17 protein-coding genes are annotated in these 15,508 nt (G+C 46.3%); 11 read left to right on the top strand and 6 right to left on the bottom strand.

The window, feature by feature from the left end; all coding sequences use genetic code 11:
- The first annotated feature begins 197 nt into the window (after positions 1-197).
- On the top strand, positions 198-1,019 hold the full coding sequence (locus ACYVGR_RS17890) for an aminotransferase class IV (protein ID WP_460959101.1): 822 nt from the start codon (positions 198-200) through the stop codon (positions 1,017-1,019).
- A gap of 38 nt (positions 1,020-1,057) precedes the next feature.
- On the opposite strand, the gene bioD is transcribed toward ACYVGR_RS17890, so the two are convergent.
- The 3 genes from bioD to ACYVGR_RS17875 all read right to left on the bottom strand — a co-directional run bounded on the left by bioD (position 1,058) and on the right by ACYVGR_RS17875 (position 4,095).
- A complete protein-coding gene (gene bioD / locus ACYVGR_RS17885; protein ID WP_460959099.1) occupies positions 1,058-1,678 on the bottom strand; it encodes a dethiobiotin synthase in 621 nt (206 codons plus the stop codon).
- Between the two features lie 20 nt (positions 1,679-1,698).
- On the bottom strand, positions 1,699-2,865 hold the full coding sequence (locus ACYVGR_RS17880; protein WP_460959097.1) for an aminotransferase class I/II-fold pyridoxal phosphate-dependent enzyme: 1,167 nt from the start codon (positions 2,863-2,865) through the stop codon (positions 1,699-1,701).
- Between the two features lie 183 nt (positions 2,866-3,048).
- Positions 3,049-4,095: a zinc-binding dehydrogenase gene (locus ACYVGR_RS17875; protein ID WP_460959382.1), complete on the bottom strand. Its 1,047-nt coding sequence runs from the start codon at positions 4,093-4,095 to the stop codon at positions 3,049-3,051.
- 80 nt (positions 4,096-4,175) lie between these two features.
- Here ACYVGR_RS17875 and ACYVGR_RS17870 point away from each other — a divergent pair, with 80 nt between their 5' ends.
- From ACYVGR_RS17870 to ACYVGR_RS17860, 3 genes are read left to right on the top strand one after another with little or no spacing between them, the layout of a single operon-like run.
- The gene (locus ACYVGR_RS17870) at positions 4,176-4,697 is read left to right on the top strand and encodes a GNAT family N-acetyltransferase (RefSeq protein ID WP_460959095.1); all 522 of its coding nucleotides are present in this window, start codon (positions 4,176-4,178) and stop codon (positions 4,695-4,697) included.
- Positions 4,698-4,755: 58 nt separating this feature from the next.
- Positions 4,756-5,175, top strand: coding sequence for an rRNA maturation RNase YbeY (gene ybeY, locus ACYVGR_RS17865; protein WP_460959093.1), 420 nt, complete (start codon positions 4,756-4,758; stop codon positions 5,173-5,175).
- Positions 5,176-5,188: 13 nt separating this feature from the next.
- Positions 5,189-6,136, top strand: a complete 948-nt coding sequence (locus tag ACYVGR_RS17860; protein ID WP_460959091.1) for a polysaccharide deacetylase family protein — start codon at positions 5,189-5,191, stop codon at positions 6,134-6,136.
- Here ACYVGR_RS17860 and ACYVGR_RS17855 read toward each other — a convergent pair.
- A complete protein-coding gene (locus ACYVGR_RS17855) occupies positions 6,122-6,892 on the bottom strand; it encodes an SDR family NAD(P)-dependent oxidoreductase (RefSeq protein WP_460959089.1) in 771 nt (256 codons plus the stop codon). The genes ACYVGR_RS17860 and ACYVGR_RS17855 overlap by 15 nt on opposite strands.
- Before the next feature lie 510 nt (positions 6,893-7,402).
- On the opposite strand from ACYVGR_RS17855, the gene ACYVGR_RS17850 reads away from it, so the two are divergent.
- Positions 7,403-8,137: a ferritin-like domain-containing protein gene (locus tag ACYVGR_RS17850; protein WP_460959087.1), complete on the top strand. Its 735-nt coding sequence runs from the start codon at positions 7,403-7,405 to the stop codon at positions 8,135-8,137.
- Positions 8,138-8,151: 14 nt separating this feature from the next.
- Entirely contained in the window at positions 8,152-8,961 is an 810-nt protein-coding gene (locus ACYVGR_RS17845) for a ferritin-like domain-containing protein (RefSeq protein ID WP_182459488.1), read from the top strand.
- An 82-nt stretch (positions 8,962-9,043) separates the two neighbouring features.
- On the opposite strand, the gene ACYVGR_RS17840 is transcribed toward ACYVGR_RS17845, so the two are convergent.
- The gene (locus tag ACYVGR_RS17840; RefSeq protein ID WP_460959085.1) at positions 9,044-9,961 is read right to left on the bottom strand and encodes a PfkB family carbohydrate kinase; all 918 of its coding nucleotides are present in this window, start codon (positions 9,959-9,961) and stop codon (positions 9,044-9,046) included.
- 124 nt (positions 9,962-10,085) lie between these two features.
- Positions 10,086-11,282, bottom strand: coding sequence for a hypothetical protein (locus ACYVGR_RS17835; protein WP_460959380.1), 1,197 nt, complete (start codon positions 11,280-11,282; stop codon positions 10,086-10,088).
- Positions 11,283-11,539: 257 nt separating this feature from the next.
- Here ACYVGR_RS17835 and cysS point away from each other — a divergent pair, with 257 nt between their 5' ends.
- From cysS to ACYVGR_RS17810, 5 genes are all read left to right on the top strand, one after another.
- On the top strand, positions 11,540-13,027 hold the full coding sequence (cysS, locus tag ACYVGR_RS17830; protein ID WP_460959083.1) for a cysteine--tRNA ligase: 1,488 nt from the start codon (positions 11,540-11,542) through the stop codon (positions 13,025-13,027).
- A gap of 14 nt (positions 13,028-13,041) precedes the next feature.
- Positions 13,042-13,458 carry an element excision factor XisH family protein gene (locus ACYVGR_RS17825; RefSeq protein WP_460959081.1) on the top strand — a complete coding sequence of 139 codons (417 nt, stop codon included), beginning with the start codon at positions 13,042-13,044 and terminating at the stop codon, positions 13,456-13,458.
- A complete protein-coding gene (locus tag ACYVGR_RS17820) occupies positions 13,443-13,790 on the top strand; it encodes an element excision factor XisI family protein (protein ID WP_460959079.1) in 348 nt (115 codons plus the stop codon). Before ACYVGR_RS17825 ends, ACYVGR_RS17820 begins: the two co-directional genes overlap by 16 nt.
- Positions 13,791-13,991: 201 nt before the next feature.
- Positions 13,992-15,014 carry a M28 family peptidase gene (locus ACYVGR_RS17815; RefSeq protein WP_460959077.1) on the top strand — a complete coding sequence of 341 codons (1,023 nt, stop codon included), beginning with the start codon at positions 13,992-13,994 and terminating at the stop codon, positions 15,012-15,014.
- Between the two features lie 47 nt (positions 15,015-15,061).
- Complete coding sequence (locus tag ACYVGR_RS17810) at positions 15,062-15,442, top strand: hypothetical protein (protein ID WP_460959075.1); 381 nt, start codon at positions 15,062-15,064, stop codon at positions 15,440-15,442.
- Positions 15,443-15,508 lie beyond the last annotated feature (66 nt).

Genomic DNA, 15,508 nt, shown 5'->3' with positions numbered 1-15,508 from the left:
ACACCCTTCAGTGGAAAAATCTAAGCTGACTTTTGTCATTTCGACCGTAGGGAGAAATCTCAAGTTTCTCATTAGTTAAACTTGAGATTTCTCCCTACGGTCGAAATGACAAACGGGCTATTATTCTCTATGCTCTACACAGGGCATAATAAGCCCATTTGCCCTATCTTTGAGGTTAGGAATTCCAACGCTTCATTATGCATTACGGTTATTTCAACGGTACTATCGCTCCTACCGACCAGCTTGCTGTCGGGGTTACGGATCTCAGCCTGCTTCGGGGCTATGGTTTGTTCGATTATTTCCTAACCTACAACGGGCGTCCTTTTCAGTGGGATTGGTACTGGGAGCGGTTCCAGAATTCTGCTTCCCGGATGCACTTACCGTTGCCTCTTGGCAAAGATGAAACGTATAACATCCTGCTAGATTTGATCGAACGTAGTGGTGGCGTTGACATAGCCTTCCGGTTTGTAATGACAGGTGGCTATTCGGCCGATAGCATCTCAATTGAGCGTCCAAATCTGCTTATTCTGACTGAATCAATTCATCCAACTCCGTTGATTCAGTATGAAAAGGGAATCAAAGTTATTCTGGACGAATATGTTCGGGAGATGGCCGAAGTGAAAAGCACGGACTATAAACGAGTGATTTTGATGGCACAAGCCATTAAATCGGCTGGAGCATCCGATCTGTTGTATCAGAAAGGCGGGGAAATCAGTGAGTTGAGCCGAAGCAATTTCTTTATCGTAAAAGGAGATCGCCTGATTACGCCCAATCGGCATATTCTGCACGGCATTACCCGCCGGACAATTCTTCAACTAGCGCAAAACGACTTTCAGATCGAAGAGCGTCCGGTATTACTATCCGAACTTTATGACGCTAGTGAAGCCTTTACAACCAGTTCGACCAAGAAAGTGCTTCCTATTGTTCAGATTGGCGAACTGACAATTGGCGACGGTAATCCAGGACCAACCGCTAAATTTCTCTTAGAGCGATTCGATGAACTGATAAAAACCTGGTGATTTTCAGACCTATAAACCACTCTCCCCTACGGCCCGGCTTATAGGTCTGTCAGGCTTAATAAGTCAGCATATTTTAGAATAACCTCCTTATCTACAATCTCCTCCTGCCCTATTCGTCCAAGGCAGCGTAGCCCGGTATAAGACAAAATAAATGACTCTGTAGTCTCAACGGTTGGCCCGTTGAACAGAATTCCCAGAAGCGGAATATTCCGACTTCGACAGGCTTCGACCGATAGAAGGGTGTGATTAATGCTCCCTAAATAATTTCGGGAAACCAGGATAACGGGCAAGCCCATCTTCTTTACCAGATCAATGTTTAGATCATGGTTATTCAGCGGCACCATTAAGCCCCCAGCCAGCTCGATAATCAGACTTTGGTCTGTTTCGGGTAAACTGATTTTGGATAAATCAATTACCACCCCATCTATCTCGGCAGCAGCATGCGGAGATAAAGGTTGTGTCAATCGGTAGGCTTCTGGATGAAACTGAGAGGTCGGATTGCTGACCAATCCGCGAACAACATCTGTATCAGAATTTGTCAATTCTCCTGATTGAATGGGTTTCCAGTAATCGGCTTTCAGGGCTTCTACCAATACGGCTGATGCAACCGTTTTCCCTATTTCTGTGCCAATTCCGGCAACAATGATTTGATGCGACATGGATAAATTTATACGTTGAGTTAGCCCAATAAGGCCTTTTGTAAAATCGTTAATAGCTGGTCAATTTCTTCGTTCGTATTAAAGGAATGGATACACAACCTCAACCGCTCCTGACCAACTGGAACGGTTGGACTTAGAATAGCTCGCACATCTAAGCCAATGGCTTGAGCCTCGCTTGCCACATAACGAGCACTGTCGTTTCCGGGAACAAGCAAGCATCGTATCGGCGATTGACTGTTTGTCCAGGTGGCATCCGGCAACAATTCGCTGACACGCTGGCGGAAATACGTAAGCCGCTTATACAACTGAGTCCGGTTTGCAGTATTTGTTGTTACATACACGTGTGCACAACGGATAGCGAGCAGGCTGTGTGGAGGCAAGGCTGTTGTATAGATGAATGGGCGGGCAAAATTAATGAGGTAGTCTCGCAGAACAGTTGGTCCAACCACGGCCGCTCCATGAACGCCCAACGCTTTCCCGAATGTATGAACGCGGGCAAACACTCGATCCTGCAAACCTAAGGCAACCACTAATCCTTCTCCATTTGACCCATAAAGACCAGTTGCGTGAGCTTCATCGACAATTAAAGCCGCGTGATAACGATCACAGAGGTCGGCTATTTCACGCAAAGGGGCCGCATCGCCATCCATCGAGTAAATGGATTCCACGGCCACAAACACCTGTCCTTCTAAAGGCGGCTCGTTCGTCTGCTTAAGTTTATCTTCCAGATCCTGTAAGTCATTATGCCGAAAGCGATGGCGGGTTGCATAGCTGAGTCGGGCACCATCAATCATACTGGCATGGATCAGCTCGTCAGTCAGAAGGGTGTCTCCTTTTCGGGGTAGGCAGGACAGTAAACCCAGATTGGCATCGTAACCCGAATTGAAAATCAACGCGGCTTCGGTACCGTAAAATCGAGCTAGTTCTTCTTCAACCACATTAGCCAGGGTAGTTTGCCCTGCCAATAACCGCGATCCAGTAGCGCCAGTACGAGCACGTTTTTGTGCTTTATCTATTTTTTGGATAGCCGCCTTTAGTTCGGCCGACCGGGCAAAACCCAGATAATCGTTCGAGCAAAAATCGACTAAACCATCGGCTGTTCGGAGTTGACGAAGCAGGCCTCTGTGTTTATAAACTGCTAATCGTTCTGATACTAGCTGGGCAACTGAGTGCGTCAATGTAGCCATGCTACAAAGGTAAATCGTCCCTATTGAATGATGAGTCGTTTTAAAGGGCTAATTACGAAAATGTGTGTAAGTCGTTAGTTATCCACATGTTGATTGTGGATAACTTCGATTTAAGAAAATATTACTGCTGAATTTTCGAATAAATAGGTACATCTGTTAACCCTACGTTAATATGGCAACCGATTAGCTATCTATTGAGAGAATAATTTTACCGAATTGCTTGCCCGTCTCCATTTTAGTCATGGCCGTTTCGATAGCAGCAAGCGGAAAAATCTCGTCTAAAACGGGCACAATCTGCTGATCATTTACCAACTTGATCATGTCGGCAAACTCGCTTTCGGTACCCATGGTTGTCCCGAAAATGGAGAGCTGTTTGAAAAATACTTTGGGAGGAATAATATTGGTAATAGCGCCTGTTGTTCCACCAAAGAAAGCAATTCGGCCGCCCGGAGCTGCCACATCAATGAGTTTAGCGAAACCAGGGCCCCCTGCACTGTCGATGATGACGTCGAAATAGCCTCCGGCTGGATTGCCTTGTTTTCCGGCTCTGGCTTGCGCTACTAAAGCTTTATGCCAGTCGTCCTGACGATAATTGACTCCGCCCGTGGCACCGAGTTCTTTCGCTTTTTCTAATTTTTCATCAGAACCCGACGTAACCCAGACTTCAGCCCCAACGGCTACGGCAAATTGCAAGGCATACAAAGCGGCCCCTCCACCAATCCCCGTAATCAATACCTTTTCTGGCCCATTCACACCACGCTGATTCAACCCTGCTTTTGTCATGAGTGCTCGCCAGGCCGTTAAACCAGCCAGCGGCAATGCAGCCGCCTGCTCGAAAGTCAGATGCTGCGGTTTGTGATGAATATATCGACTGTTAACAACAACATAATCAGCAAACGTACCATTGGTAGGCATGCCCAGAATCTGAAAATCAGCACCGTAGAACTTCGGATTATCGCCCCAATTCATGGCCGGATTGATAATAACCGCCTGACCCTGCCAATCCGGATCGACACCTTCGCCCGTATCGACAACGACACCGGCCCCGTCAGAACCCAGAATAACCGGCAATTTGATTCCCGGATATAACCCCTGCTGCACGAATACATCGCGATGATTCAGGGAAGCAGCCTGTAGTTTAATCAGTACCTCACCGGGGCCAGCAGTAGGAACTGGCGCATCAATCAGTTGAACAGGTTGGTGAATGCCTTCGAGATAAATTGCTTTCATAAACTGATTCATAATTGTAGGGTGAATTCGTAAAGCAATACCGGGCTTTTTATCTTTGCCCGACTACGTTTAACGGGGCTATGATTACTTATCGAGAAGCGACTCCTACCGATGCCGAGCAGATTGCTCAGTTGCATAGCCTTAGTTGGCAACAAAACTACAGAGGTATTTGGAGAGATGAGTTTTTAGATGGCCCCGTACTTGAAAATAGACGAGCAACCTGGTACAGTCGATTGAATCAACCCGACCCAAATCAGCACATTATCGTAGCCGAATCGGAAGGTCAGGTGTGTGGTTTTTCCTGTACCTATGCCGATGAAGACCCTACGTATGGGGCACTGCTCGACAACTTGCACGTTCACGCCGAGCAGAAAGGCCACGGAATTGGCACTGTTCTGATTAAATCGGCAGCGCAGTGGGTCTATACGAAAAACCTTAAATCAGGATTCTATTTATGGGTATTGAGGCAAAATACCAGTGCGCAAAAATTTTATGAGCACCTGGACGGAGTCAATCAGGAATTAGTTACGCACGAAACCCCAGACGGTGGCTCGTCCGAGGCTTATCGATACGTTTGGCCTGACCTAACGAAATTAATTTGACCAATCGCCTTAATTTTGCTGTTCAGTCTTTTACACAAACGATTGATAGTCTGACCTTATGATTCGCTTTTTTAATGAAGATGTGCCTTATAAGCTTCCGAAGAAGCAAGTAACCCGCCAGTGGCTGAAGCTACAGGTTGAGCGGGAAGGCTTTGCCGTGGGGGACTTAAACTATATTTTTTGCTCCGACGAGCATGTGCTACAGGTTAACCGCGATTACCTTCAGCACGACTATTATACCGACATCATTACGTTCGATCAGAGCGAGGAAGACGATAAAATCGAAGGCGATATTTTCGTCAGTGTCGAGCGAGTTGCCGACAATGCTACCCAATTAGGCGTATCGGCTGAGCAGGAAATGCGACGCGTGTTGGCTCACGGTCTGCTACATTTGTGTGGCTATGGCGATAAAACCGATGAAGAAGCTGCCCAGATGCGGGCGAAAGAAGAAGAATGGTTGGGCCAATACAGTTCCTAGCTTGTTTCAGCCCATGCGTTTACTGATCATTCTGATATTTTTTCTAGCATACACGGCACAGGCGCAGAAAAAAATAGCCATTACCATTGATGATCTGCCAACTGTATCAAAGGTTTATCGATCCCCGCCAGGCCGATTCCAGTTAACTAAAAAACTACTTTCGCACTGCACAACGTTTCAGGTTCCGGCAATTGGATTTGTCATTGGCAATTCGTTACTGGCCAATCGTCAACCCGATTCAAGCCAGATCAACCTATTAAAATTATGGCTCGATGCTGGCTTTGAATTAGGAAATCATACACTTGCCCATAAAGACTACAATCTTATTTCGTTTAGCGAATCAAAAGCGGATATCGTTGGTGGTGAGCAGATTGTGAAGAACCTTGTTCAACAACGAGGCAAACCCTTTCGCTATTTCAGACATCCTTATCTACGCAAAGGTGATACGCAAGCCAAAAAAGATTCACTAGAGCATTTTTTGCAACAACGAGCTTATCTGGAAGCGCCTGTTACTATCGACAATTCGGATTGGTTATTTTCGGGCGCTTACGATAATGCGATACTCCTGGGCGACACTACGTTAGCCACTCAGGTTGGCAAGCAGTACGTGACGTATATGCTCAACTGCGTGGCTTATTACGAAGCCCAGAGTGATTCCCTTTTCAATCGGCAGATTTCGCAGACATTGCTACTTCATGCCAACACGATCAACGCTGATTTCCTGGGTGAATTGCTGACCAGACTCAAGCAGAAGGGATATACGTTTGTGTCGCTGGAGCAGGCATTAACTGACAACGCCTATCAATCGGTAGATCATTTTTATGGAAAAGGCGGCATCTCCTGGCTGCACCGTTGGGCGTTAACGAGGGGTAAACGGGGCGCCTTTTTTAAAGGAGAACCGGAGGTCCCAGCAATGATCGATGAGTTGGCGAATCGAACCCTAAACTTACCCAGCCGTTAAGCCGCCATCAATTTGAAGTGCCTGCCCGGTAACAAATGCGTTTTCGTCTGAACAAAGCCACAAAATAGTCTGGGCAATCTCCTCCGGTTCGCCAAAACGGCCCATCGGAACCATTCGGCGCATCCGTTCTTCCATACCCGGTGCTGTACTAATGAGTTCATCCACCATAGGCGAATGCGTGTACACAGGACACACAGCATTGATTCGGATATGATGCTTCACATATTCCAGAGCCGCCGTTTTTGTCAGTCCAATTACGGCGTGTTTGGAGGCACTATAAGGTGCACCCATCGGCATTCCCCGAACGCCGGCAATACTGGACACATTCACAATTTTGCCACCCGTAGGGTTGCTTTTTTGCGTTAACATTTGGCGAATCTGGGCTTGCATGCCGTAAAATACTCCACCAACATTTATCGCCATTATCTTATTAAAGTCCTGTTCTGTTTGATCGAGTAACTTGCCAAATTTACCGCCGATTCCGGCATTATTAATACCAATATCCAGACGACCAAATGAATGAACAGTTTGATAGATAGCTTTTTTAACCTGTTCTGAGTCAATAACATCACAAAGAATAAAGATTGCTTTACCACCTTGTTTCGTTATTAATTCAACTGTCTCTCGGCCACTAGATTCATTAATTTCGGCGACAACGACAGTTGCGTCTGCCTTAGAAAAAGCCAATGCTGTTGCCCTACCAATTCCTGAGCCAGCACCCGTTATAAAAGCAACCTGATTCGCAAATGATGACATAGTTACAGCGCTTAATAATGCCTGAAAATAAGGCTATTTTGTGGCTCATTTATCATTTTTATGGCGAGTACCCTAAGAAAATATTCGGTTATCCTGCTCGCGGTATTCTTGCTCAGCTGGGGCGCATTCGGCCTATGGTTTACCTGGCTAAACGGTGAGTCCTTCAAGCCAGTAGTCCAGAAAAAATTAGTCATATTGAGCAGTTTGGGAATCATTTATTTTGGATGGAAACGCCACGCCCAAAACCGTTCAGCCCACCTCTCAAGCAACTATAGCTTGCTTATAGTTCTAATTTTCGGCGAAAAGCATTTTGTATTTTTTCAATAATATTTCAAAAAATAATAGCCAAATAAGCGTGATATATATAATAATAGCCCATTAGCATTATCGCAGAGTTGGATTTATACCTTATTCTAAAATTTAAAAAATCCTTATTCCAGATGAGCGCGTAGGTACATCACCTTGGTTGCCAAATAACTAAGACAACAAATCACCTAACTATTTTGCTCAATGGAAAACATTACTAATCGGCCCGAAACGCCATCTTCGGCAGCTAGTCGCCGGTCGTTTCTGCGGGTAGCTGGAGCGGCAGCCGTAACTGGCGGACTACTCACAGCTTGCTCTAAAGGGGACGAAGCTTTCGTTAATCCAACAGGAAGTGCTCGTGCTGCCGGCACAACTGTCGCCCTTCCTACTGGTGATGCGGGTGTGCTTGCTTTCGCTTATGTACTAGAACAGCTCGAAGCTGCTTTCTATGAAATGGTGCTTGCGAAACCTTACCCTAACATGTCTTCGGCAGACATGGCCTTATGGAATGACATCCGCGGCCATGAAATTATCCACCGTGCGCTTTTCAAAGCAGCAGTAGGTGCTGGAACAGCGGCCAACGTACCAGATCTGACGTTCAATTTCTCTAGCATTGATTTTAACAATCGTGCAGATGTAATTGCCAATGCAGAAGCCTTCGAAAAAACAGGCGTAGGTGCTTACAACGGTGCTGGTAAGTACATCAAAGATGCTAGTTATCTGACACTGGCGGGTAAAATTGTATCGGTTGAAACTCGCCACCACTCTATTCTTCGCGAATTGCAGTATCCTTATTCTGACGCCTTCGCGGGTCCAACAATTGTTACCAGCGATACGGGCTTACACCTGGCTTATGAGCCAACATTTGTGCTCCCTATTGCACAGAAATATATCCTTGAAACACTTGACGCAAGCGCCTTAGTTAAAAGCCTCGCATAAACCACTCAACTCCAATGAACTTACAAAACTTATTCAGCGAAATTGAGAAAGTGGATGGCGAGATCTTTGACCGCTTAGCCCATGTTTCTCGTCGGGGATTATTTAGCTCTCTGACCAAAAAAACGATTGCCGCAGCTGCTCCAGCCATTATGGCTTCAGCTTTGACTAAGTCCTATGGGCAGTCTAGCTCATTACCGCAAGGTGTGAAAGATGTACTCAATTTTGCACTTGCATTAGAGTATCTGGAATTCAATTTTTACAACTACGGTCGCAATCTATCCATGATTCCGGTCAATTATCGGCCAGCCTTTGAACTGATTCGTCAACACGAAGAAGTACACGTTCGGCTGTTAAAAACGGTATTGGGTGCAGATGCGATTCCAATGCCTAAGTTTGATTTCTCGGCAAAAGGCACATTTACGGATACATTTACCAATTTCGCTACGTTCTCGGCTATTGCTCAGACGTTTGAAGATACCGGTGTTCGTGCTTATAAAGGTCAGGCAGGTAATTTACAGGCAGCACCCGCTATTTTGCAGGTAGCTTTGCAAATTCACGCTACAGAGGCAGCTCACGCAGCTAATGTACGCTATATGCGTGGTCAGAAAGGCTGGATCACAGGCGGCACGGCTGCTTTGCAGGGTCTTCCATCTGTAGTTGATGCTAGCTACAAAGGGGAAGAAAACACCGTTCAGGCGGGTGTCGATCTAGCTGCCGCATTGGCAGGTGACAGCCGGATAACTCCTGCTATGGTAATGCAGGCCTTTGATGAGCCGTTAGACAAACCTACTATTTTAGGCATTGTTGCGCCCTTCTTTGCGTAACACGCTCGAACTGAATCCACCAATAAACGAACAAGCCGCTGGTAACTTACCAGCGGCTTGTTCGTTTATTATCAGCTATACTTTAGACCAGTCCAAAAGCGGATAGCGTCACAAATTCGCTTACCCGCGCCTGAATTTCCTCCTGAGTTAAATTCATAATCCGTTCAGTACCAAATTTCTCAACACAGAACGAAGCCATTGCCGAACCGTAAATAATTGCCCGTTTCATGTTATCGAACGAGATGTCATCGGTTTTGGCCAGATAGCCAATGAATCCACCAGCAAAGGTATCGCCCGCACCGGTTGGGTCAAAGACTTCTTCAAGCGGTAACGCTGGAGCAAAGAAGATCTGATCTTCGTTAAATAACAAAGCGCCGTGTTCGCCTTTCTTGATAATGACCGTTTGAGGGCCCATCGACCGAATTTTAGCGGCAGCGCGCACCAACGAATATTCGTGCGTTAGTTGACGAGCTTCTTCGTCATTAACAACCAGCACATCAACCAGTTTGAGCAAACTCATCAAATCAGGGTTAGCGATTTCGATCCAGAGGTTCATGGTATCGAGCACAATAAGCTTAGGCCGTTTATGCAATCGCTCAATTACAGTTTGTTGAATAGATGGAGCCGTATTTCCCAGCATCAGGTACGTACAATCCTGAAACGAATCGGGAATGATCGGATCGAAGTGTTCCATTACGTTTAGCTGCACTTCAACGGTGTCGCGGCTATTCATGTCGTTATGGTACTTACCCGACCAAAAAAAGGTCTTTTCCCCTTTCCGAATTTCCAGACCTTCGGTATTGATTCCATGCTGATTGAGATCGTCAATCATGCTCTGCGGAAAATCGTCGCCCACGACCGCAACCAGATTATTTTCTTTCGTGAAGTACGAAGCCGAAAGGGTGATATACGTGGCAGCACCGCCGATGATTTTGTCGGTCTTACCGAACGGGGTTTCCAGGGCGTCGAATGCGACGGAACCAACAGTTACTAAGCTCATTTATTTCTTGGTTTGTAATGGTTAGTATTTGGTATAAGGTTTTTGGTTTACGGTGGGCTGACGCATAAGCAATTCATGTGTCAGCCCACCGTAAACCAAAAACCTTATACCAAATACCATAAATTTATTTCTTCCGCCCAATAACCGGGCAGCGTTTAAATGGTTTGGTTTCGTCGAAAAGTTTGCGGTACGTAATGTGTGTTTTGACGATTTTTGAACCCAGTTGACTCACAAAGCGAACCATGATTGGGTTAAAATCACCGACCCAGTTCATTTCTAATTCGGTGTACTGGAAGTTCGGATTATGATCGGCTTCGTGGGGCATTCGAAGGGCAATAGCCGCTTCAACGCCTTTTCCCTGATGCTCAGGCGCTACACCAAACACAACCCCAAACGCTTTGTGGTTCGTCTTCAGCAGCATATGCCACAAAAACTTCAGCTTCCCAATCAGATCAAGCTTGCCGTTTACGTGTTTGAATACCTGGTTTAATTCGGGTAGACACACGAAAAAAGCGACTGGCTCGCCTTGATAATAGGCGAAATAGATAATCTTTTCGTCAATAACCGGCTTTAGTTTCTGCATCAGCAACTGTGCCTGTGCCGCCGACATTTCCTTAACGCCACTATGGCCACCCCAGGCAGCATTATAGATATGTCGGAACTGCTCAGCCGCTGCGGGTAATTGCTTTTTATCAATCGTCCGAAAACTGTAATCCGGATTTTCATAAATACGCCGGGCGCGGTCTTTCACCGCCTGCGACATATCGACTAACTTCGACCAGGTTGTGGGAATCCCAAACGTGAACTGCTTGAAGTAGTCCTTAAAACCATAATTCTCAAAAAACGGGATGTAATATGGCTTTGTATACGGCATGCAGTAATTCGGCTCCCGGTCAAACCCATCAACCAGCAAACCCCACCAGCGGTCGCGGTCACCAAAGTTGATTGGGCCATCCATAGCTTCCATACCTCGCTGTTGAAGCCAGGTTTTCCCCGCATCGAACAGCGTAAAAGCAGCCTGTTGGTCTTCGATGCATTCAAAGAAACCAACGCCACCCGTCGGCTGGTCGTTGTCGAGATTCGCAATTTCGTGATCGATGAATGCGGCTATTCGCCCGATGGTTTCGGATTTGTTGTTTAGCAACAAAAACCGAACACATTCGCCATGCTCAAACCGCTTGTTGCGGACTGGATCGAACACTTCCTCAACGTCGTTATCCAGCGGACGAATCCAATTGGGATCGTTGCGATAGAGACGGACGGGAAACTGAATAAATTCTTTCTGATATTGGGCATTTGTGCCCACTTCAACTACCTGCATCCCTGAGCCTAAGCGGGCGATTTGTAAAAACAAAACGCGAATATAGCCAAAAGCTACGGGTCGTGTAGATGAGCTAGCGTTTTACAACGAACAATCCGTAACTTCGCCCTCATGAACAGTATCATTTTTGCTATGCTACTTAAGGAAAACCTTGCTTTATCGACATGCTGTTGTCGCTGAACGCTTTATCTCGCCTATAGATGCCGATCCGGCAACTCAATTCCTTTTGTAGTATTCCCGAAATAGTCAATCTACCAATGCAACCGCTTCACTTATACAATACGCTTTCGCGTAAAAAAGAACTATTCGAACCGATCAATGCACCGTACGTAGGCATGTACGTTTGCGGCCCGACGGTTTACAATTATGTTCATCTGGGCAACGTCCGTACGTTCCTCACCTTCGATACACTCTATCGGTACTTAACCTTTATCGGTTATAAAGTACGGTACGTCCGCAACCTGACCGACGTTGGCCACTTGGTTGGCGATGGCGACGAAGGCGAAGATAAAATCGGACGGATGGCCAAACTGGAAAAAGTTGAGCCGATGGAAATTGTACAGCGCTTCACCAACGATTTCCATACGGTGATGGCGCAGTTCAACACCTTTCCACCCAGCATTGAACCCACGGCCACTGGCCACATGGTGGAACAGATCGAAGCAGTTCAGTCATTACTCGCGAATGGATTAGCTTATGAATCAAACGGTTCGGTGTATTTCGACATTGAAACCTACAACAAGCGTGGGGGGAATTACGGTAAGCTGTCCGGCCGAATTCTGGACGATTTGCTAAACGAGACCCGCGAACTGGATGGGCAATCCGAAAAACGCAGCCCGCTCGATTTTGCGATTTGGAAACGGGCCGCTCCTGAACACCTTATGCGCTGGAACTCGCCCTGGGGCGAAGGCTTTCCTGGCTGGCACCTGGAGTGCACCTGCATGAGTACCAAATACCTGGGCAAACAATTCGATATTCATGGTGGTGGAATGGACTTGAAATTCCCTCACCACGAATGCGAAATTGCACAGGGAGATGGCTTGAGTGGTATTGATCCCGTTCGGTACTGGATGCACTCGAACATGCTAACCGTCAATGGCCAGAAAATGTCGAAGTCGCTGGGTAACTCATTCCTGCCCGCCGAGTTGTTTGCAGGCAATCATCCCCTGCTCGATCAGCCCTATAGCCCGATGACGGTTCGGTTTTTCATGTTGCAATCGCACTACCGCAGCACACTCGACTTTTCGAACGATGCCCTTAAAGCCGCCCAGAAAGGCTATCGTCGATTAGCCAATGGCTTGCGCATTATTAAAACGCTGACCTACTCGGCGGATGAGACGGCTACGGTAAGCGAAGAAAAACAGAAAGAGATTCGTCAGACAGTTCAGCAGTTTTACGAAGCGATGAACGATGATCTCAATACGGCCGTCGGCATTGCTCAATTGTTTACTCTGCTAAAATACGTCAACATGCTCTATCTGAACCAACTTCAGGCAGCAGTCCTTGGCGAAGAGGTATTTACTCTGCTGAAAGAGTCGTTCATCTCGTTCATGACTGAGGTGCTAGGCCTGAAAGAAGAAGGCACTGACAATCAACCTATTCTGGAAGGGCTACTGACTCTTTATCGTGAATATAAGGAGCAACGTCAATACGACAAAGTCGATCAGATCCGCTCCTATTTCAAAGCGCAAGGCCTGGCTATCAAAGACATGAAGCACCAGATCGACTGGGCTTATGAAGAGTAAGTCTCAAAACTGGTATGGCACGCGATTTATTTCATCAAGCAGTCAGAGAAGCACTAGAAGCAGACGGCTGGCTTATTACAAATGATCCATTGATTCTGAAATCAGGTGGATTGCGGATGGAAATTGATTTGGCTGCTGAGCAAGTACTAGCTGCAGAACGGGGTGCTGAGTATATTGCAGTAGAAGTGAAAAGCTTTCTGAGCAAGTCAAAACTCAATGATTTCTACGAAGCAAAAGGGCAGTATGATGTATATAGGAAAGGTTTGTCGGAAGATTCTCTATCCCGAAAATTGTATTTAGCCATTGATAGCGATATCTTCCAATCGTTTTTTCAGAAATCACTTATTGCTCAACTTCTTGAGAGTGATTCCGTTTCACTACTTGTTTTTGATACAGTGACTAAACGAATTCTGCAATGGATAACACGCTGAAAAAGTACCGGAATATCATTACGGAGTTATTGACTAATTACGCGAATGCACCTGCTATAACTGTCGGCGGTGATCAAATCGAGGAGCAGCTTATTTTAGACTCAGAACGTGATCATTATCAAATTTTGACAATTGGCTGGGAAAATGGCAAACGAGTCTATTACCCTGTGTTCCACCTTGACATCCGGGAAGGAAAAATTTGGGTCCAGGAAGATGCTACGGATTTTGATTTAGTAGGCGAATTGGAGCGTCGGGGTATCGCTAAGACTGATATTGTATTAGCCTTTCAACCACCTTATAAACGTGCTTTATCTGGCTATGCAATAGCTTAATTCCCACTGCATCATATATCTATATAAGAGGCTTGACGAGTTACAGTCGAGCCTCTTCGCTTTTTTTCACCTATTCATTCTCACCATCTAACTATTTAAACGACCGACTTTTCGGTATTTTTGCGGACCGGTACACAAAACCGATAGTAAATCGTTTTTACAGCATGACATCCCGGCTTTAGTAGGTCATGTTGCACTATCATGAAAAAAATCCTCCTTGCCTTTTTAGTTGTAGTACTCTCAACAAGTGCCTGTCGCACCAAGCAGTCGCAAAGCGATACGACAAAAACCGCTGAGCAAGCTGTTACTGCTACGGCACCGGCTTTTAATGCCGATTCTGCTTATACCTACGTTGATCAACAAGTGAAGTTCGGGCCGCGCGTACCAAACACGCCTGCCCACGTTCAGACAGGGAATTACCTGGCGGCTAAGCTGAAGCAGTTCGGCTGTACGGTTATCGAGCAAACATTTGTGGCAAATACCTGGGATGGTAAGAAACTGAATGCCCGTAATATTATTGGGAGTATCAATCCAACTGCAACCAAGCGTATTGTGCTGGCATCGCACTGGGATTCACGCCCTCATGCCGATCAGGATCAGGACAAAGCGGACCAAACAAAGCCTGTTACAGCGGCTAATGATGGGGCTAGTGGTGTCGGTGTTCTGCTCGAACTGGCTCGTAGTATCCAACAAAGTCAGCAAAAACCAACCGTAGGAATCGATATTATTTTCTTCGACGCCGAAGATTGGGGCAACGGCGAAAAAGCCAGCAACGATTTTGAACAGGCCAGCGGTAATCAATTCGATTATATTGGCTTCTGTTTAGGGTCTCGTTATTGGTCCAAAAACCTGCATAAACCCGGTTACTCGGCTTATTTCGGCATTTTGCTGGATATGGTTGGGGCCAAGGGAGCTACGTTTGCCAAAGAAGGATTGTCGATGCAGTTTGCCCCTACGGTTGTTAATAATGTTTGGCAAACGGCTAGCCGTGCAGGCTACAGTCAATATTTTGTCGATACGCCCGGTGGCCAAATCACCGATGATCACGTGGCCCCTAATACGATCGCCAAGATTCCGATGATCGACATTATTCATACCAACATCGCGACAGGAGGTTTCTTTCCAGCCTGGCATACTGCCGAAGATAACATGAGTAATATTGATCGGGCAACCTTGAAGGCCGTTGGTCAGACTTTGTTGCAGGTACTTTACAATGAACAATGAGTGAAAGAATGAAAGAGCGAAAGAGCGAAATTTTCGCTAGATCTCTAATGCGTTTGTTTGCTACCTTCCTTCTGGTAATTAGTTTGTCGGAATGTAGCTCCGTTCCTGACCAATTTGGTAAGTTAGACCTGAAAAAATGGCGTGGTGACCGGGGAGGCTGTAATGGCGTTCGGGCTACGCTCATACCCGATTTCAGAGCTGAAATACAAAATCTGAAAGGCAAAACAACCAACACCATCGGCGAACTCCTCGGCCGGCCAGACATCAACCAGATTGCCGATCGTAACCAGAAGTTTTACATCTACTTTCTGGAAAAAGGCCCCCACTGCGACCAACCTGGTGTGAAATCCAATAGTCGTTCGGTGGCTATTCGTATGAGTGCTATCGGGCTGGCCACCGAGGTTACGTTTCAGTATGGTTTGCCTTGAGTAACGCGGACATCTTGCCCGTACTGGATAAGGGATGTCTAATAGGCATACGTGCGGACAGGATGT

This window comes from Spirosoma litoris (genome assembly GCF_054776755.1).
The sequence above is the reverse complement of the archived record's forward strand: the minus strand, read 5'-3'. Positions and strand labels throughout refer to the sequence as shown.